The following is a 19287-nucleotide window of genomic DNA, read 5'->3' as shown; positions in this document are numbered from 1 at the left end:
TGATTTAAATCTTTTCATTCCCTCAAATACTCTGCTATGGACATGAAGTTTCGTTCCAACAGATACATTTGACTAGCCATAAAAGAGAAAAACTCTCCCCAATCCTGACGGCGGTGGAAGTCAATCCCGGATTTGGCTGTATAAATACGGGCCACCTGCTTTCCGGTATCGCGCACGAAACAAATGTCCCAAGTCAACCCCTCCGGAAAATCCATTTCCAGCGTATCCTTATACCACGTCAGGCGTTCGAACATCTCCAGCCGGGCCTCTTCGCTCCTATGGTTCACTTCGAGGATGACAAACGCACCCTCTCTTGTCGCATCGAATTTGAGTTCGACCCCTTTCACTTTCGTATCATATAAAACCCACGTTTTCTTGCGTCCTCTCAGATACGGCTGTACTTCACAAAATGCGGCGAAACTTTCCCAAAATTCAAGTTTCAGGTTCTTGAGTTCGTCTTTACTATACATTTATTTATATATGCCTTTCTTTTTCACTTTTATTATCGTACCGTATTCGGCCAGCTTCTTCATATCGATATGTTTCCGATTCCCAGTAATCACGTAAACGACCGGGCGGCCACTGATCTGCTCCTGGTAGAAACGGGAAATATCCTGCATGTCCATCGTTGCGATATCCCGCAGGAATTCTTCAGCCGGATCACGGTCGAAACCTTCCATACGCGCACTCGCCACTTTCTCGGACAGGTTGCGGAAAGGCGGATAATCGTTATTGATACGGTTCACCAACGTCTGCTTGACCGCCTCCATCCTTTCCGGCTTCAACGGCATTTCCCGGATCAGCGAATCCAGTACGCCCAGCGCATCCAGCGTCTTGTCGCTTTGAGTGGACAGCATCGCCGTAAAAGATCCGGCAGTCCCTTTATGTGCATGGTTCGGCAACTGGTAACGACCGCTTGTCCGGTATGCAAAAGAACGGAATTCCCTTATTTCTTGAAACATCAGCGATGACATATCGCCTCCGAAGTAGACAGAGAACAGCTGGGAGGCATGGCGGGAAGCCTTGTCATCGACCGGATCGCCCTTGACATAGCCGTAAACGATGCTCTGCGCCATATCCGGCATATCGATAAAAAAGACGGTCGGCCGGTCGTATTGTTTCAACTCACGGTAATAGGGAGAATTGGAGGCAACGGTCGTCCGCTCCAGTGGGAGATGCTGGCGAATCGTCCCGATCACCTTTTCTACAGGCAATGTGCCGCAGTAGTGAAGGTCGCACTGTACGCTCCGTACTTTATCGTAGATCGCCAACATATCTTTACCCTTCAATTTCTTGATTTGCGAGAGTGAAAGTTTACGCAGGTAACGGGACTGATCACCGTACTTTACCTGTTCTAACAAAGCTGATGCCACATTGTCGCCCGACTTGAAAAAGGCTTTCTCCGAGACTTTGGCATCGTCCACAATCTGACGTAGCTTCTTGTCGTCAGCCTTTGCATGGCGGATAAAGTCACCCACAAGTTCCATCGTTTCGTCAATATGGTTATCGAAACCAGTCACCTTCATGACAAAAGCATCGGGTGTTACATCGAATGCAAGCGTGCTTCCGATCGATTGCAAACGGCTGCGGAACTGTTCGAAAGATAAAGACTCGGTCCCTAATAATTGCAGATAGTTGGTGAGCTGCATCAATTCCGGCTGTTCCAAGGCACCGATCCCGTAGGAGATGTTCAAAGTAAAAATATCGTTCAGCGGATTAGGTGTCGTGTACAACGTCACCAAAGGAGTCAACTTTGACGTCTTCACATCCTTTTCGAAATCGATGATACGAGGTGCGACTTGTTGTTCCGGTATCTTCTCCAACTGTTTGGCATAAGAAGACGAAGCGTCTGCATTCCGGGGAACAACCGGAGAGAAAGCTGGTTTCGGCAAATTGTCTTTTGGATATTTCCCTGTGCTCTTGGTTACGCACAAATAGTTATTGCTGAAATATTTTTGGGCGACCCGCACGACATCCTCTTTCGTGATGGATTCGATCCGTGCCACTTCGTTCAGATAATCGTTCCAACTCTTTCCTTGAGAAAACAGATTCATCATGATTGTCGCACGTGAGTCGATATTTTCCAATGAGGAAGCATACTGCCGTTTCTGTTCCAGTTTCAAGCTGTTGAACATTTCATCACTGAAATCTCCGTTCTTCACTCGGTTGATCTCGTCCCAGACCATCTTCTCTGCCGAACTGTACGACTGGATCAACAATTTCGGCATAATAGCGACCGCCAAGATTCCCGCTTCATTCATGCTCTCGTTGATGGCAAGAGCTCCCATCAACTTATGTTCCACCATCAGTTTGTCCAGATAGCCCGTACCGTTGGCGTTATTCAACAAGTTGACCGCAATATTCAAGGCTACCTGGTCCTCGTGGTTGGCCGAAACACCCCGGAAACCAAGCCCCATCGCCTTAATAAAGGGGATCGGGAACTTTACCTTCATTGTCTCCCGTCCGTTGAAGGGCGGGAGCATCACTTTCTCCTGTTTCGGCGCATTGCCCGAACGGATTCGTGAAAAGGCCTTTTCCAATATAGGCATAACCTGCTGTGCATCGAAATCACCACTAAGGATTAGTGCCATATTGGATGCCACGTAATAGTCCTCGAAGAACTTGTGCATTTCCGTCAGCCGCGGGTTCTTGAGGTTTTTCGTGCTGCCGATAATTGGGTAAGCATACGGGTGTGGACCGAAATAGCGTGCCATCAATGTGTCCATCACCTGACCACCGATGAAATCACCATACATGTTCTTCTCCTCATAAACCGTTTCCAGTTCGCTTTGGAAAAGACGGAATACGGGGTTAATCAGGCGTTCGCTGTTGATCTCCGCCCATTGAACCATATATTGCGGAGAAAACGTATTGAAATAGATTGTAGCATCGTATGAGGTCGCCGCATTCAGACCGGAACCGCCGAACCGGTTGATGAGCCGGTTGAACTCATTTGGAATGACATATTCGGAAGAGCGGATGCTCAGTTCGTTGATTTCCTTTTGCAGACGAGCACGTGCCGCGGTATCCTCCGTCATGGCCAGTTCGTCATATTTCATGGCAATGGAATCCAGCAAGACTTTCTCCGACTCGTAATCAAGCGTTCCGATGCGGTCTGTTCCCTTAAACATCATATGCTCGAAATAGTGAGCGATACCTGTATCCGGACAATCTTTTGCTCCTGCTTTCACGACAACGGCGCCGAAAACTTTCGGTTGACTATGATCTTCGTTCAGCCAAACAGTCAGTCCGTTTTCCAGTCTATATTCTTTTACTTTGAGAGCGTTCAAGTCCTCTGCTTGCGATTGATAAGAACAACATGCGAATACCATCATCACTACTTTTAATTTCACGGTCATGCCACAGAATTGTAATATTACAGGCAAAGATAATGAATTAATCAGATATTTACGATTCGTGCGATAAACCAAACGAATATTTAATTGTTATTCAATAAAAAGCAAATACGATATGATAAATCTAGGCAGTTGGATGAACGGCATCCTGATCGGTTGGGGCGTAGACCCTAAAATTGCAAATACTTTCGACGAAATGATCATTGCAGCATTGCTAGTCATACTGGCGATCGGGTTGGATTACCTATGCCAAGCGATCTTTGTCGGCAGCATGAAAAAGCTAGCGCAGCATACACATTATCAATGGGATTCGTTGCTTCTCAAACGTAAAGTTGTCCACCACTTGGTCCACACAATACCGGGTATCTTGGTCTATGCCTTGTTGCCTCTGGCGTTTATACGGGGGAAAGGTTTGTTGCTTTTGTCTCAGAAAATATGTGCTGTGTATATCGTGTTCGCTTTGTTATTGGCGATAAATGGTTTTATTTTAGTGTTCCTCGATATGTATAACATGCGGCAGGTGAACAAGAACCGTCCGATTAAAGGATTCATGCAGGTGCTTCAGGTCTTACTGTTCTTTATCGGCGGGATCGTCATTATAGCCATCTTGATCGGGAAATCGCCAGCCAGCCTGTTTGCCGGATTGGGTGCTTCGGCAGCAATCCTGATGTTGGTATTCAAGGATACGATTTTAGGATTCGTGGCGGGCATACAGCTTTCCGCCAACGATATGCTTCGGCCGGGCGACTGGATCACGGTTCCTGGTTCAAACGCGAACGGTATCGTACAGGAAATTACACTGAACACAGTCAAGATTCAGAATTTCGATAATACCATTTCCACCATCCCACCTTATACGTTGGTAAGCGCTTCGTTCCAGAACTGGCGGGGCATGGTCGAATCGGGAGGCCGCCGTGTGATGAAGTCCATTTTTCTCGACCTCAATACCATCAAGTTCTGTACTCCGGACATGCTCAACACGTTCCGCAAGGAGATCCCTTTGCTTGCCGACTACAAGCCGGACGAAGGCGTGACACCTACCAATTCGCAGATGTTCCGTGTCTATGTGGAGAAATACCTGACAAGCCTTCCGGTCGTCAACACCGATCTTGATTTAATCATCAGCCAGTTGCAATCGACTGAATATGGCGTACCTATCCAGATCTATTTCTTCTCCCGCAATAAAATATGGAAGGAATACGAACGTATCCAGTCGGACATCTTCGACCATTTCTTCGCAATGATTCCCAAGTTCGAATTAAAGGTTTACCAATATTCGGAGTAAGGATAATGAAAAAACAGACTTTATTGCCAAATTTGTGAAAATACCCATTGGTCCAAACCGAAACACATGAGCATGAAAATTGATTTTCCCACAGGGGTAATATTTTTATTTGGTAATCGGCTGTATCTCAAAAAATGACCTTTTTATCGCTTTTTATGGGGAATATTGTATTTTTATTAGTTAGTTTTGTATACAAATTCAAGGTTATCACAAGTATACTTAACTAATCATTTAAGGATATGCACGCAATACAAGAATGGATTAACAATCATTTGATCGAATGGGGGATTATCAGCAGTTCGGCAAATGAACTGGACAATACGATCGTCCTGCTGCTGATCATTGCCGTAACGGTCGGCATCGACTATGCTTGCCGCTATATTTTTCTGAATATGTTCAAACGGCTTGCGAAGAGAACCCGCAACCAATGGGACGACTTGATCGTTGAGCGCAAGATTATCAACAAGCTGATGCACATGATCCCTGCCATCCTGGTGTATGTGCTGTTGCCACTGGCTTTCCCGGTTGATGAGACGCCCAAGATATTGGGAATCCTGCAAATGATATGCAAGATCTACATCATTGCCGTTTCACTTCGTTTCATCAGTGCCTCCCTGAACGTCGTGCATGAAATATATAACCGGAAGGAATCACTCAAGAACAAGCCGCTGAAAGGTTTCATCCAACTATTGCAGGTAGCCGTTTTTTTTATTGGTTTTATACTGATCATCAGCATTCTGATCGGCAAATCACCAACGACGCTGTTCGCCGGACTAGGCGCTTCCGCCGCTATCCTGATGCTGGTGTTTAAGGATACGCTCTTAGGATTCGTAGCCGGCATACAGCTTTCCGCCAACGATATGCTGCGTCCGGGCGACTGGATCACGATGGAGAAATATGGGGCGAACGGGACGGTTATCGAAGTCACGCTGAACGCAGTCAAAGTCAAGAACTTCGACAATACGATCACGACGATTCCCCCTTATGCCTTAGTGAGCGATGCTTTCCAGAACTGGCGTGGGATGTCAGAATCTCCCGGACGGCGGATCAAGCGCTCCATCAATATCGATATGAACAGCGTGAGTTTCTGTACTCCTGAGATGTTGGCCAAATTCCGCAAAATCTCCTTGCTGACAGACTATATCGACGAGAAAGAAAAAGAACTGAACGCCTATAACGAGGCGCACCGGATCGACGATTCCATCCGCGTAAACGGCCGTCGGCAAACGAATATCGGTGTGTTTCGCGCCTACTTGGTCAATTATCTGAAAAGCCTCCCAGAGGTCAGTAAGGAACTGACTTGCATGGTCCGCCAGTTGCAACCGACAGAAACCGGTATTCCGATCGAACTTTATTTCTTCTCCTCCGTGAAAGACTGGGTTCCTTACGAAGGCATTCAATCCGACGTATTCGACCATGTGCTGGCCGTAATCCCGGAATTCGGACTCAGCGTATTCCAGAATGTCTCTGGCAGTGATTTGAGGAGCCTGAAAATAGTGCAATAACAAAAAAAGCGTCACCCGCCATAGGGTAACGCTTTTTTTGTTCGTCTATAGGACATCAGTAAAAAATAATAGTTATACATGAAAAACACGATTCTTGCTTTTTGCTGTATCTTACTACAGCAACCGCTCTTTGCCGAAAACAAGGATTGGCTGATCGACGGAAGCCCGTATAAGACGGAGGTCAATCTTTCATCGGATAAGAAACAAATTGAATTGACAAACGGTCTTCTTCGTCGTTCCTTTTCACTAACGCCCAACGGTGCGACAATCGCACTGGATAATCTGATGACGGGACAAAACGAATTGCGTGCCGTGCGACCGGAAGCCGTGCTTGTCATCAATGGAAAAGAGTATCCAGTCGGAGGTTTGGAAGGGCAGCCTGTCCATAATTTCCTGACAAAAGATTTCCTGTCCGGCATGCAGCTGTGCGATTCGGCATTTGTCTTGGCTGGTTATACGGTTAGCGAAACAAAAGAACGCTTTCCTTGGAAACCGAACGAGGCCTGGATTAGCAATCGATATCCGTGGCCTGTGCCCGGCAAACGCATCACCTTCACTTATAGGGCTCCCCGAAAAATTGTAGACGAATGCAAAGGGTTAACCATCCGTATCGTCTATGAACTATATGATGGAGCTCCGATCCTGTCTAAATGGATCGAGATCGAAAACAACGGACAAAAGGCTGTTACACTGGATTCATTCAAATCAGAAGTTCTTGCGTTGGTTGAGACTGCCCCGAAAGTCCACTATGGTGAGCCCCATGAGGTGCGCATGATGGCACAAAAAACGGGATACTATACGGAAGATTATCGCAAAAGACCAGTACAGACAGATGCTCCGCGTGACTATATCGACCGTTTCACCCAACTGTTCGTCGTTACGGATTATGCGATGGGTGGAGATATGGAAGCGATGAAAGACAATCCCGCCGTCCGTTGGGTATTCGATCATCCGGAATACGAGTTTACCGGTATCCGCTATTACGGCCAATATAAGCCGGCACGGTTGGAAGTAACACCTCTGTTAGGACCGGCTGAAGAGATTGCACCGGGAGAAAGTTTCACCTCCTGCCGTGCCTTCGAAATGCTCCGCGATGCGACAGACCAGGAAAGACGAGGACTTGCCGAGTGTCGATTCTGGCGCATGATGGCTCCCTGGACACAGGAGAATCCGATCTTTATGCACGTAAGGGAATCAAGTGACCAGGCTGTCAAACAGGCAATCGACCAATGTGCGGCTGTCGGCTTCGAAATGGTAATCATGACCTTCGGTAGCGGTTTCCAGATCGAAAACGATTCGGTATCTTATCTCCAACGCATGAAAGCTTTGAATAGCTATGCTGCTGACAAAGGCATTGCCATCGGTGGCTATTCGCTATTAGCAAGCCGTGGTGCCAAACCGAAAGATGCGGCGATTAGCCATCATACGGGCTATCCGGCAAAGACACGCGAAGAAGGCAGTCGTTTCGGGCTTTCTCCTTGTATCGCTTCAGATTGGGGTAGTGATTATTTCAAGCGTCTGAAGAACTTCTTCCATACGACCGGTATGAACGTATTCGAGAACGACGGTTCCTATCCCGGTGATCCCTGTTCCTCTACTGTCCACAGTGGGCACAAAGGATATCTGGATTCGCAGTGGAAACAGTGGAATAGGATCAGCTCGTTCTATCAGTGGTGCCGGGCAAAAGGTATCTATCTGAATGTCCCGGATTGGTATTTTCTGATGGGTTCCAACAAAACTCCGATGGGGTATGTTGAAACCAACTGGTCCCTGCCAAGGTCCTACCAAGAAATTATCGAACGGCAGAATATCTACGATGGTACCTGGCAGAAAACGCCCAGCATGGGCTTTATGTTCGTTCCCCTCACCCAATATCACGGTGGTGGAGCGGCTGCCACTATTGAACCGTTGAACGAACACTTGTCTCATTATGAGACAAGGCTGCGTAACCTGTTCGGTGCCGGTGTGCAAGCTTGCTATCGTGGTCCCCGCCTCTATGACACGGAACAAACCCGGAAACTGGTGACCCAATGGGTTGCTTTCTACAAGCAGTACCGCCAAATATTGGATTCGGACATTATCCATTTGAGACGTCCGGACGGACAGGATTGGGATGGCATCATGCATGTCAACCCGCAATCGAAGCGGAAAGCCTTCATTTCCGTTTATAATCCGTTGGATATCGCGATAGAGAGAGAAATCGAAGTTCCTTTATATTATACGGGACTGACAAATAAGGCAATCGTAAAAGAACAGGACAAAAATGGGAAGGAGTACTCGCTCGCCCGCGATTATTCCATCTCACTGAAGATACGGATTCCGGCAAAAGGCTATAATTGGTACATCATCGAATAACATAATTCAACAAACAGAATGAAACTTAAATTACTACTGCTTACCTTCATCCTGGTGTGTACAGGATGTAAAAATGACCCGCGGATACAGGCGGCCTACGACTTGATCGAACGTGTGACTCCCGGATACGGGGAACAATTCAAACTGGAATTAATGGAACCAATCGACGGAATGGATGCATACGAGATCACGTCCGACAACGGCAAAGTCGTACTGCGTGGAAATAACACGATCTCACTGGCGACGGCGTTCAACCAATATTTGAAATACACTTGTAATGCACATGTTTCCTGGTTCGGCAATCAACTGGACCTGCCGAAGCAATTGCCCATGCCCGCCCCCGTTAAAAACACGATCAACGGCAAATACCGTGTCTATATGAATTATTGTACGGTCAGTTACTCGGCTGCCTGGTGGGATTGGGAACGCTGGCAGCGAGAGCTTGACTTTATGGCAATGAACTCGATTAATATGCCTTTGTCTGTTGTCGGGCTGGAAGCTGTTTGGTACAATACCCTACTCAAACATAAGTTTACAGATGAAGAGGCTCGCCAGTTTCTGGCCGGTCCGGGACATTTCGCATGGCAATGGATGCAGAACTTGCAAAGCTATGGAGGGCCACTCCCCAAATCTTGGATTGACAAGCATATCGTTTTGGGAAAACAGATTATCGACCGGGAGTTGGAATTGGGGATGCAACCCATTCAACAAGGATTCTCCGGCTATGTTCCGCGTGAACTGAAAGAAAAATACCCGGATGCCAAGATACAGTTGCAGCCTTCCTGGTGCGGTTTTACCGGGGCTGCACAGTTGGACCCGACTGATTCTTTATTCACAGTGATCGGACGTGACTTCCTGGAAGAAGAAAAGAAACTCTACGGAGCGCACGGTGTTTATGCGGCCGATCCGTTTCACGAAAGCCAGCCGCCTGTCGATACACCGGAATATCTGCGTGCCGTTGGTAACGCTATCCATAAACTTTTCAACGATTTTGATCCGAATTCGATTTGGGCCATGCAAGCATGGAGTCTTCGCGAATCGATCGTGAAAGCTGTTCCGAAAGAGAATCTGCTGATCCTGGACTTGAACGGGGCCAAAAGCCAGCAGGAAAATGCTTGCTGGGGGTATCCGCTTGTTGCCGGAAATCTGCATAACTTCGGGGGACGTATCAACCTGCACGGAGATTTGCGTCTGCTTGCTTCCAACCAATATGTAAATGCGGTGAAAAAGAATCCGAATGTTTGTGGTTCCGGTCTCTTTATGGAGTCTATCGAGCAAAATCCGGTATATTATGATCTGGCTTTTGAAATGCCTCTCCATAAAGATGAAGTCAATATCGAAGAATGGCTCTGCCGTTACGCAGACCGTCGCTACGGAAAACCGTCCGAAAACGCGCATCAGGCTTGGTTGCATCTGTTAGAAGGGCCCTATCGCCCCGGAACAAACGGGACAGAACGCAGTTCCATCATCGCCGCCCGTCCAGCTGTGAACGTAAAAAAATCCGGCCCGAACGCCGGCCTGGGGATACCCTACTCTCCTCTGTCGGTAGTCCAGGCCGAAGGCTTATTGCTGAAAGATGCCGGCAGACTGAAAGGTTCCGATCCTTATCGTTTTGATATTGTCGATATTCAGCGCCAGCTGATGTCCAACCTCGGACAGGCTATCCATAAACAGGCGGCAGAGGCGTTCCGTAAAAAAGACAAGGAAGCATTCGCCCTGCATAGCAACCGTTTTCTCGAAATGTTGCGCGATGCCGATGAACTGTTGCGTACGCGTCCGGAATTCAACTTTGACAAATGGTTGACGCAGGCTCGTAGCTGGGGGGATAATAGCGAAGAAAAAGATCTATTTGAAAAAGACGCAACCGCGCTTGTAACAGTGTGGGGGGCCGATGGCGATCCGCTTATCTTCGACTACTCATGGCGGGAATGGACGGGATTGATAGACGGATATTATCTGAAACGCTGGGAAAAGTTCTACGCTATGCTTCAGGATCATCTCGATGCCGGGACAAATTACAGCGAAAAAGATTTACCGCAAACGCACGGCCGTGAGTCTTTCCGTGCCAATGATTTCTACAGCACTTTAGGAGACTGGGAACTTCAATTTGTTTCCACTCCGGATAAAGTCCGTACCCCTATCACACAAGGAGACGAGGTGGAAACCGCTACCCGCCTGTATAAAAAGTATGCTCGTCTTGCTACCGAGTATTATAAGGATGAAATCGAGGCAGATGAGATTCATGAAGGTAACATCTTTGAGAATTTGGGTGAATAACTCCTCAAAAAGATTATATTATGACAATAAGACAAATCCTTCTTGCTTGTTTCTGCTGTGTGACTCCCTGTCTGACGGCACAGACAAGCAAGATAAAACTATCGGAGATGAACCTCTCCTCCATCTATCAGCCATACGGGACTCCGGCATCCGGCAAAGCAGTCACAGGTGAACCTTTACGGGTAGCTGGTACGTTTTTTACGGATGGTATCGGTGTACAGGCAAACAGCAAAATAAAGATTTCACTTCAGGGAAAATCATCCCTTTTCACATGCAAGATCGGTATCAACGACCAGTCGGTTAATTACAAGGACAGCCATCTTGCCAAGATTCCTTTGACCGACGGGACGATGCTCTTTTACGACCAGACAAACGGCCGCAAACAATATGTCGGTACGGGAAAAGGAAACGGGGAAGTGGAAAAGGGAAGTGTAGTCTTCAAAATCACCGGAGACGGGAAAGAACTGTATAACAGCGGGATCATGCGTGGAGGCGAGACTGCCAGAGCAATCTCTCTTCCCGTCGAAGGAATCAAGATCTTGGAACTGGAAGCGGAAAGTGCAAATGATGGACTTAGCGGTGATCATGCTGATTGGTTGGAGGCCGTCATTACCTATTTCGAAATTCGACCGTCTCTAGTCGCTCCCGAATACCAAGGAGAGATTGCCTCCATGTCTAAAGAAGTGGAACGATCCCTGCAACAGAAAATCGGACAACTCGAAACAGTCTGCCTGCCCTTGCCGTCACCTAGTTACGATTGGCTGATCTGTAACCAGGAAGCCAAAGCAAAGGTTTATCAGGCAAACCAAGGAAAAGATATCGTATTGAGCAATGGACTAGTCAGTCGCGTATTCCGCATTTTTCCAAACCTGGCGACAGTCGATATCCAAAATCTGATGACCGGAGAGAATATGCTGCGTGCCGTGAGCAATGAAGGGATTTTGACGCTTGATGGCAAAAACTATTCGCTGGGTGGCTTGGACGGTCAACCCGAATTTGGTTACACCCAGTACAAATGGCTCGACCGGATGGAGCCTTTTGCCAATTCGTTCCGTGTCATCGATTTTCGGATTTCAGAAATCACCCCGCGTATTAACTGGAAAAGTAGACGATGGGCATTGGAAAAAAAACGGAACCCGTCCGGCAAACAGCTGACCTTTCTATTAGAAGGGCCGGACGAACTGAAAGGCGTAAAAGTCAAACTACATTACGCCCTTTATGACGGTCTGCCTTGTATTTCCAAATGGTTTGAGATTGAAAACCGGACAGGTGCGGATATCAATCTCGATTCTTTCGTCCTAGAACAGTTAGCTATGGCCGAGCCAGAGTCTCCGGTGGAAGCCAAGAGTCCGGAAATGTTCCGCAAACCCAATATCCATGTCGAAAGCGATTGGGGTTTTCTGGGTTTCATCGAAAAGATTGCCGACAAGACCGAGCACTGGAATCCCGATCCGCGCTACACTTCGCAGTGTAATTATCCACTGCTGACTCCTTGCCTGTTAGAGGTCAAACTGCCAATGGGACCGGACGAGCGAATCTGCAATGGCGGTTCTTTTTCCAGTTTCCATACTTGGCTGATGCCTTTCGATAGCGAAGACAGAGACCGAAAAGGGCTATTTGTCAAACGGATGTACCGGACGATTGCTCCCTGGACAACCGAAAACCCGATCTTCATGCATTGTACATCCAGTGATCCTAAGATCGTAAAGCAGGCAATAGATCAATGTGCTGATACCGGCTACGAAATGCTGATCATTAGCTTTGGCTCTGGCCTTAACATGGAAGACGAATCACCGGCCAACTATGCCAAGTTTAAGGAATTGCGCGACTATGCCGACTCCCGCGGTATCGAGTTGGGGGGATATTCGCTGCTATCGAGTCGTTGGATCAGCGATGATGTGGATGTGATAAATCCCGAAACAGGTAAGAGAGGCGGAATGATTTTCGGCAGTTCTCCCTGTCTTTGCAGTGATTGGGGCTATGACTATTTCCGAAAGATCAAACAGTTTTTCGAAAAGACAGGTATGACCGTGTTTGAAAACGACGGTTCCTATCCGGGGAATGTTTGTGCTTCAACCGTTCACGCTCACCACGAAGGGCTGAAAGATTCCCAATGGAAACAACGTAAACAAATTGAGAACCTATACCAATGGATGTGTGAAAATGGTATCTATATGAATATCCCGGATTATGGCTATCTGCTGAACGGAGGCAATAAAGTCGGAATCGGTTATCGTGAAGTCAACTGGTCTTTACCGCGTGAACGGCAGTTGGTTCTGGGCAGACAAGTCATGTATGACGGTCTTTGGGAACGGCTTCCGAGTATGTGTTGGACTTTTGTGCCTCTCACCCAGTATCATGGCGGTGGAGCAGCCGCTACATTGGAACCGCTCAGCGAACATCTTGCCGACTATCGGGCACACATGATGCAAAACTATGGAACCGGTGTACAGGCTTGTTACCGGGGACATCGGCTTTATGATACCGAGGAGACAAAACAGACGGTAAAAGAAATCATCGACTGGTATAAACGATATCGTTATATTCTAAACAGCGAAGTGATCCACTTACGCCGTCCTGACGGTAAAGATTGGGACGGAATCATGCATGTCGCTCCCGGTAAAAAAGAGAAAGGTTTTGTCATGGTCTATAACCCTACCGACGAGCCGATGGAGCGTACCGTCAAACTACCTCTCTACTATACAGGATTGACCACGGAGGCGGTTGTAAAAGAGCAAGGCAAAGAAGGGGTTCTCCATACTTTGTCGCGCGATTATACGATTCTATTGAGAATAAGGATTCCGGCAAAAGGTTATAATTGGTATATAATAGAATAAAAAACAAACAAATATGAAGAAAACATTCCTAACAGTCGTTGTATTGCTCCTTGCCTGGAGTAATGTTGACTTGAAAGCTCAGGAGACAATCACGAATGCTTTCGACGACTTGAAGCGTACCGGAACTGTTAATGAACAGGACTCCGAAATGCGACAGGCTACCTCGGATACGGCTCTACAAAAATTGCTGACACAGAAACCGGCAGCAGGCTATTTTTGTTTTGCTGAAGATCGGATGCATGATATCCGTCTTGATCAAATCATTCCGGCCCGTTGGACGGAACGCGTTTTCGACACTTGGCTACAATTGAAAGGAGACTGTCAACCTGGTGAATTCTATACGTGGCAAATCGGTGTTTTCACACCTTTCAAAGAGTTGAAAGGTGTCTCCGTTTCATTCTCCGACTTGGTAAATGCCGATGGAAATAAAATAAAATCCACCTCATTCCAATGTTTCAACCAGGAAGGCACCGATACCGACGGACAAACATTCCGGAAAACCGTCTGTATCCCTAAAGGATATGTACAGGCACTCTGGATCGGGATGGACATCCCTGCATCAGCCAAAGGGATATATAAAGGAAAAGCTTTTGTGAAGGAAGGAAGCTCCCAACCTGTCGAAATAGCAATTGAGCTAAACGTGTCCGGCTCACCGATCGCCAATCATGGAGATAACGAAGGTTGGCGGAAAACCCGTTTGCGCTGGCTCAACTCCACACTGGGAAATGCCGATGAACCGACTGCACCTTATACACCTGTAACTATCCGGAAGAAAACTCTTTCCTGGTTGGGCGGCGAAATTGAACTTTCTTCGAGCGGGCTACCTTGCAGGATAACCACTTGTTATGATGCCAATAACAGACTCAGTGATTCTATCTCAAATGCCGTACTGGCAAAGGAAATGGCATTTATTATCGAAACTTTCAATGGACAGGAAGCCTTGAAGCCAGGAAGTCTCCGTATCACTAACCGTAATAACGCTTCCATTAGTTGGGAAACGATACTAAAGAGCCAAAACTTCAATGTAGTATGTCGGGGAACTTTCGGGTTCGACGGTATTAGTAATATCCGTCTTCAAGTCAAACCGAAACAAGATATCGAAATCAAAGATATACGTTTGGAAGTCCCTTACACGACTTATGCATCCAAATATATGATGGGATTGGGGCACAAAGGCGGATTTCGTCCAGACACACTGATATCATGGAAATGGGACACCGATAAACAACAGGACAAAATCTGGATGGGAAATGTCAACGCCGGCCTTAACCTTCATTTCATGGATGAGAATTTTGTGCGTCCGTTAGTCAATATCTATTACGCACTTGGTAAACTGAACCTGCCTGTTTCCTGGGGAAATAACAACAAAGGTGGTATCCGCATCCAGCCGGAAAAAGATGGTGAAACACGAATGATCGTTTACAGTGGCGAACGCTGTTCACGCAAAAACGAAATCCTGCACTACAATTTCGATATGCAAATCACCCCTGTTAAACCGATTGACTTGAAATCACAGGCAACAGAACGTTTCTACCACTCGAACAGCGACGTAAGTGCTGGTTATATTCCGGCAGCTTTGAAAGCCGGAGCAAACTTGATCAATGTCCATCATAAGAAAGATATTTATCCTTTTATCAACTATCCGTATTATGACGAATCAGTCGCCGATCTGAAACGTTTCATCTCTGAAGCTCATAGTAAGAATCTCGGTGTCCGTTTATATTACACGACACGGGAACTGACCGTGAAAATCCCCGAACTATGGGCTTTGCGTAGTTTGGGCGGAGAAGTGATCCATGACGGTCCCGGAAAGGATACGCGTACATTAATTCATCGTAACGGACCGAACGAGTGGTTGAACAAGAACCTTGCCACGCATTTCATCCCTGCTTGGTATAACGCTTTCGAAGAGGGAAAATATGCAGGTGATATGGACATTTCTGTTATAACGACTCCCGATTCCCGTTGGAACAACTATTATCTGGCCGGACTGGATTGGATGGTGAAAAACTTGGAAGTCGACGGCATTTATATTGACGATAGCGCTCTTGACCGTAAAACGCTGCAACGTGCTCGACGCATCCTCGATGCAGACGGCAAGCGACGCCTGATCGACATTCACTCTTGGAACCACATGAACCAGTGGGCTGGTTATGCCAACTCCCTGCATCTTTATACAGAGCTTCTCCCTTATATCGATCGCACTTGGATTGGCGAAGGTTTCAAAGCTGACAACTCGGTAGACTTCTGGTTGGTGGAAATGTCTGGTATTCCGTTTGGCTTGTTAAGCGAGACACTGGACGCACGCAATCCTTTTCGGGGTATGGTATTTGGAATGCTTCCCCGTTTACCCTGGAGCGGTAATCCTGTCCCACTCTGGCAATTGTGGGATTCGTTCGGAATGGATAAAGCAACCATGCATGGCTATTGGGATGAAAACAACCCTGTTAAAACGGACAATGCAAATCTCCTTGCAACCGTTTATACGAATGAAAATAAAGCTCTTCTCGTGATAGCCAATTGGACGGATCTACCACAAAAGGCAAAAATATCCATCGATGAGAAAGCATTAGGTTTCCACCCAGCTACGATTTCATTGCCGGAAATAAGGGACATACAATGGGGTAGCCGGCTGAACAACTTGGAACAATGCGAAATTATGGGGAGAAGTGGTATGATCATCCTGCTTGAAAAATGAATATTCCCTGTTATAAGGTAAGGTATGGAAACAGGACATTCAGCTTACGTTTCAAGTATAAATATTACAACCATGACAAAATACGCAACAAATCACTCGATTATTTTATGCAAAAACGGCTGTAAAATAGGTAAAACCGGGTGGTTTTCATTGCTCGGCAAGGCACTTTAGTTGCCGGACACCCCCATGTTGCCCCCTCTTACACCCGGATGTACCGACTCTCTACACCCGGATGTTAAGGAAGGCAACATGGGGGTGTTTACGGAATTATGTGCTTGTTTCTGCTAAAAAAAGAGAGGACTTTTGTGAAATGAAGAACCGTATTTCTCCAATTTAATACCTATTATATTCGTTTTTACATTTGTTTATTCGATTATTTCATATGCTTTTTCAAAAGCAAAAGAAAACAATGTGCTGTTTTTCAATAATATGATAAAATGCAATGTTTCAGAAGTGATAGAGGAGTGATGGAGGGAAACGTCCTGTATCACTGTCTCTAACTCTTGAATATTAATAGCTACAACCTTCGTAGTGATAGAGTGATAGAAGATTTGTAGAAAACTCCGTATGAAGATCGCAACCTTGGAAAATTTTGATGCGGTTGCCCTGTCTTCGTTTCCTTATGGTAAATCTGTATGTTTAAATTTTAGAAGGATTCCGTGTGCAGTAATTTCGGTAAAGTGAACGTATCGTAAGGATATACCTGATTGTGCTGGCAGTCTTTACGGTTACCTGGTTCTTCGGGATCATCTACTAAATCTAGTCTACGCAACCTAATCGTGATTATTTAAAGTAAACGCAGAAAGAAAAAGCAAGGTTGATGATAATACAGCAAAAATGCAGTCTATTAAGTGGTTAGGTGTTTAACTCATAATACTGCATAAGCTGAAAAAGGAGGTCCGATAAAAGCTGCGAAAGACTTCAGTTCCCATATCGTTACTGATATAACAGGAACAAGAAACGGCACAACAGATTCTATTTCAGTAATTTGCACAGTTTTTCATACCTGAGGACAACTCGCTTGATATTAACTTTGTAACGATCAAAAAAGTATGAAAACGAGTATGAGCAGATCGACCTTCAAAATCCTCTTCTACGTGAAGAAGGGCAGCGAGAGAGCCAACGGCTATCTCCCCCTGATGTGCCGTCTTACGGTAGACGGCGAAATCAAGCAGTTCAGCTGCAAGCTGGACGTGCCCCCGAAACTTTGGGACGTGAAAACGGCACGTGCCACGGGCAAGAGCGCCGAGGCGCAGAAAATCAATGCGGCGGTTGACCGGATACGCGTGGACGTGAACCGCCGTTACCAGGAACTGATGCAGTCCGACGGCTATGTCACCGCCGCCAGGCTGAGGGACGCCTGCCTCGGGCTGGGCGTGAAACGCGAGACGCTGCTGAAGCTCTTCGAGCAGCACAACGAGGAGTTCATCAAGAAAGTGGGACACAGCCGCGTGCAGGGAACATACAACCGCTACCGTACCATATACAGGCACCTTTGCGAGTTCGTCCCGAAAGTATACCGCCGTGACGACATCCCCCTGAAGGAACTCAACCTGACCTTCATCAACAACTTCGAGTATTTCCTGCGTACGGAGAAGAAATGCCGCACCAATACCGTATGGGGTTACATGATCGGGCTCAAGCACGTCATCTCCATCGCCCGCAACAGCGGTGCGCTTCCCTTCAACCCCTTCGCCGGGTACATCAATTCCCCCGAGAGCGTTGACCGAGGCTACCTGACGGAGTGTGAGATACAGACGTTGATGGAGACCCCGGTGAAAAGCGGGACCTGCGAACTGGTACGCGACCTCTTCATCTTCTCTGTGTTCACCGGACTGGCATACGCGGACGTGAAGGCACTGACGACCGACCGGCTCCAGACCTTCTTCGACGGCAACCTCTGGATCATCACCCGCCGTCGCAAGACAAACACCGAGTCCAACATCCGCCTGCTGGACGTGCCCAAGCGCATCATAGAGAAGTATAAGGGACTGTCCAAGGACGGTCATGTATTTCCGGTACCGAGCAACGGCAGATGCAACACCATATTGAAGGAACTTGGCAGGCAGTGCGGTTTCAAGATACGGCTGACCTATCATGTGGCCCGGCATACGAACGCCACCACCGTGCTGCTCTCGCACGGTGTACCCATCGAGACCGTAAGCCGTCTTTTGGGGCATACGGATTTGAAAACCACCCAGATATATGCCCGGATAACCAACCAGAAGATCAGCAGCGACATGGAAATCCTGTCCCATAAGCTGGAAAAGATGGAGAAGGAAATATGCGATGCCATCTGAGGAAATGGTATTTATGAAACGGATGATTTTCCCCTTCCTCATCAAAGTTCGTCCGTCCCTGCGGGACTCCGCGTTTTCCCTTCGGTTTCCGGCAGAAAATTTCCGTACGGCGAAATTTTCTGCCGGAAAAACGCTCCGAAAGCGCAGGGACGGACGTAAGAGGGATTCAGAAGGCGAAAACTGCGACCGACGTAGTGCATGTGCGACAAGGAAAAGAACTGTCCGGGAGCCCCTTTTCATGCCGTACCCCGGCATGAAACCACTTTTCTCTCCGGCTGTGGTGAAGGCTCTCCTGCTCCCTCTGCATTGCATATGCGGGTTGTTTTGCCCATATCCACGTCCGCCGGTATTGCCTGCCCTTTCCTTGAGAAAAACGGCTTACCGCAACGGGTGGCGTGACACAGACTTTTCCGGATATGGAGGAACATTCCGGAAAAAAGAGTGGAAGACGGGCTATTATTTGGCTGTATAACAACAAAGTTGTATTTTTGCAAAAAATAATATTATGGCTATAACTATCAAGAACATTCCGGTTTTGGAGGGCGTTACGGCGGAAGATTTCGTACGCAGTGCAGACAAGAACGCCGCAAAGGTAACACCCCGGTTATCAGTGGAGGCAAAGAAACGGTTGCGAAAAGTATTGGAGAAATCCCGTTCATTCCGGTTCAATTAAC

Annotated in this window: 11 protein-coding genes; 9 read left to right on the top strand and 2 right to left on the bottom strand. The window is 47.1% G+C overall.

What is annotated here, in order from left to right; genetic code table 11:
• Window positions 1-14 precede the first annotated feature (14 nt).
• Window positions 15-470 carry a DUF4268 domain-containing protein gene (locus tag NQ542_RS05150; protein WP_005637895.1) on the bottom strand — a complete coding sequence of 152 codons (456 nt, stop codon included), beginning with the start codon at window positions 468-470 and terminating at the stop codon, window positions 15-17.
• Complete coding sequence (locus NQ542_RS05145; protein ID WP_005637893.1) at window positions 471-3359, bottom strand: M16 family metallopeptidase; 2889 nt, start codon at window positions 3357-3359, stop codon at window positions 471-473.
• Window positions 3360-3471: 112 nt separating this feature from the next.
• Here NQ542_RS05145 and NQ542_RS05140 point away from each other — a divergent pair, with 112 nt between their 5' ends.
• The 9 genes from NQ542_RS05140 to NQ542_RS05100 all read left to right on the top strand — a co-directional run bounded on the left by NQ542_RS05140 (window position 3472) and on the right by NQ542_RS05100 (window position 19286).
• On the top strand, window positions 3472-4641 hold the full coding sequence (locus NQ542_RS05140; RefSeq protein ID WP_005637892.1) for a mechanosensitive ion channel family protein: 1170 nt from the start codon (window positions 3472-3474) through the stop codon (window positions 4639-4641).
• 239 nt (window positions 4642-4880) lie between these two features.
• Entirely contained in the window at window positions 4881-6146 is a 1266-nt protein-coding gene (locus NQ542_RS05135; protein WP_005637890.1) for a mechanosensitive ion channel family protein, read from the top strand.
• A gap of 78 nt (window positions 6147-6224) precedes the next feature.
• Window positions 6225-8501 (top strand): hypothetical protein, encoded by a 2277-nt coding sequence (locus NQ542_RS05130; RefSeq protein WP_005637888.1) that lies wholly within the window; start codon window positions 6225-6227, stop codon window positions 8499-8501.
• An 18-nt stretch (window positions 8502-8519) separates the two neighbouring features.
• The gene (locus NQ542_RS05125; protein ID WP_005637887.1) at window positions 8520-10778 is read left to right on the top strand and encodes an alpha-N-acetylglucosaminidase; all 2259 of its coding nucleotides are present in this window, start codon (window positions 8520-8522) and stop codon (window positions 10776-10778) included.
• Window positions 10779-10798: 20 nt separating this feature from the next.
• Window positions 10799-13615: an NPCBM/NEW2 domain-containing protein gene (locus tag NQ542_RS05120; protein ID WP_005648985.1), complete on the top strand. Its 2817-nt coding sequence runs from the start codon at window positions 10799-10801 to the stop codon at window positions 13613-13615.
• Window positions 13616-13628: 13 nt separating this feature from the next.
• Entirely contained in the window at window positions 13629-16313 is a 2685-nt protein-coding gene (locus NQ542_RS05115) for a glycoside hydrolase domain-containing protein (RefSeq protein ID WP_005637883.1), read from the top strand.
• Window positions 16314-17365: 1052 nt separating this feature from the next.
• Window positions 17366-18613, top strand: coding sequence for a site-specific integrase (locus tag NQ542_RS05110; protein WP_005637871.1), 1248 nt, complete (start codon window positions 17366-17368; stop codon window positions 18611-18613).
• 4 nt (window positions 18614-18617) lie between these two features.
• Window positions 18618-19085 carry a hypothetical protein gene (locus tag NQ542_RS05105; protein ID WP_004295315.1) on the top strand — a complete coding sequence of 156 codons (468 nt, stop codon included), beginning with the start codon at window positions 18618-18620 and terminating at the stop codon, window positions 19083-19085.
• Window positions 19086-19118: 33 nt separating this feature from the next.
• Window positions 19119-19286 carry a hypothetical protein gene (locus tag NQ542_RS05100; RefSeq protein WP_004295314.1) on the top strand — a complete coding sequence of 56 codons (168 nt, stop codon included), beginning with the start codon at window positions 19119-19121 and terminating at the stop codon, window positions 19284-19286.
• Window position 19287 lies beyond the last annotated feature (1 nt).

The sequence above is a fragment of the Parabacteroides merdae ATCC 43184 genome, from assembly GCF_025151215.1.
Taxonomy (GTDB): domain Bacteria; phylum Bacteroidota; class Bacteroidia; order Bacteroidales; family Tannerellaceae; genus Parabacteroides; species Parabacteroides merdae.
This window is presented reverse-complemented; position numbering and strand designations above follow the sequence as displayed.

Coding starts and splice junctions, on each gene's coding strand:
- NQ542_RS05150 (WP_005637895.1), bottom strand. CDS start 470: ATGTATAGTAAAGACGAACTCAAGAACCTGAAACTTGAATTTTGGGAA.
- NQ542_RS05145 (WP_005637893.1), bottom strand. CDS start 3,359: ATGACCGTGAAATTAAAAGTAGTGATGATGGTATTCGCATGTTGTTCT.
- NQ542_RS05140 (WP_005637892.1), top strand. CDS start 3,472: ATGATAAATCTAGGCAGTTGGATGAACGGCATCCTGATCGGTTGGGGC.
- NQ542_RS05135 (WP_005637890.1), top strand. CDS start 4,881: ATGCACGCAATACAAGAATGGATTAACAATCATTTGATCGAATGGGGG.
- NQ542_RS05130 (WP_005637888.1), top strand. CDS start 6,225: ATGAAAAACACGATTCTTGCTTTTTGCTGTATCTTACTACAGCAACCG.
- NQ542_RS05125 (WP_005637887.1), top strand. CDS start 8,520: ATGAAACTTAAATTACTACTGCTTACCTTCATCCTGGTGTGTACAGGA.
- NQ542_RS05120 (WP_005648985.1), top strand. CDS start 10,799: ATGACAATAAGACAAATCCTTCTTGCTTGTTTCTGCTGTGTGACTCCC.
- NQ542_RS05115 (WP_005637883.1), top strand. CDS start 13,629: ATGAAGAAAACATTCCTAACAGTCGTTGTATTGCTCCTTGCCTGGAGT.
- NQ542_RS05110 (WP_005637871.1), top strand. CDS start 17,366: ATGAAAACGAGTATGAGCAGATCGACCTTCAAAATCCTCTTCTACGTG.
- NQ542_RS05105 (WP_004295315.1), top strand. CDS start 18,618: ATGGTATTTATGAAACGGATGATTTTCCCCTTCCTCATCAAAGTTCGT.
- NQ542_RS05100 (WP_004295314.1), top strand. CDS start 19,119: ATGGCTATAACTATCAAGAACATTCCGGTTTTGGAGGGCGTTACGGCG.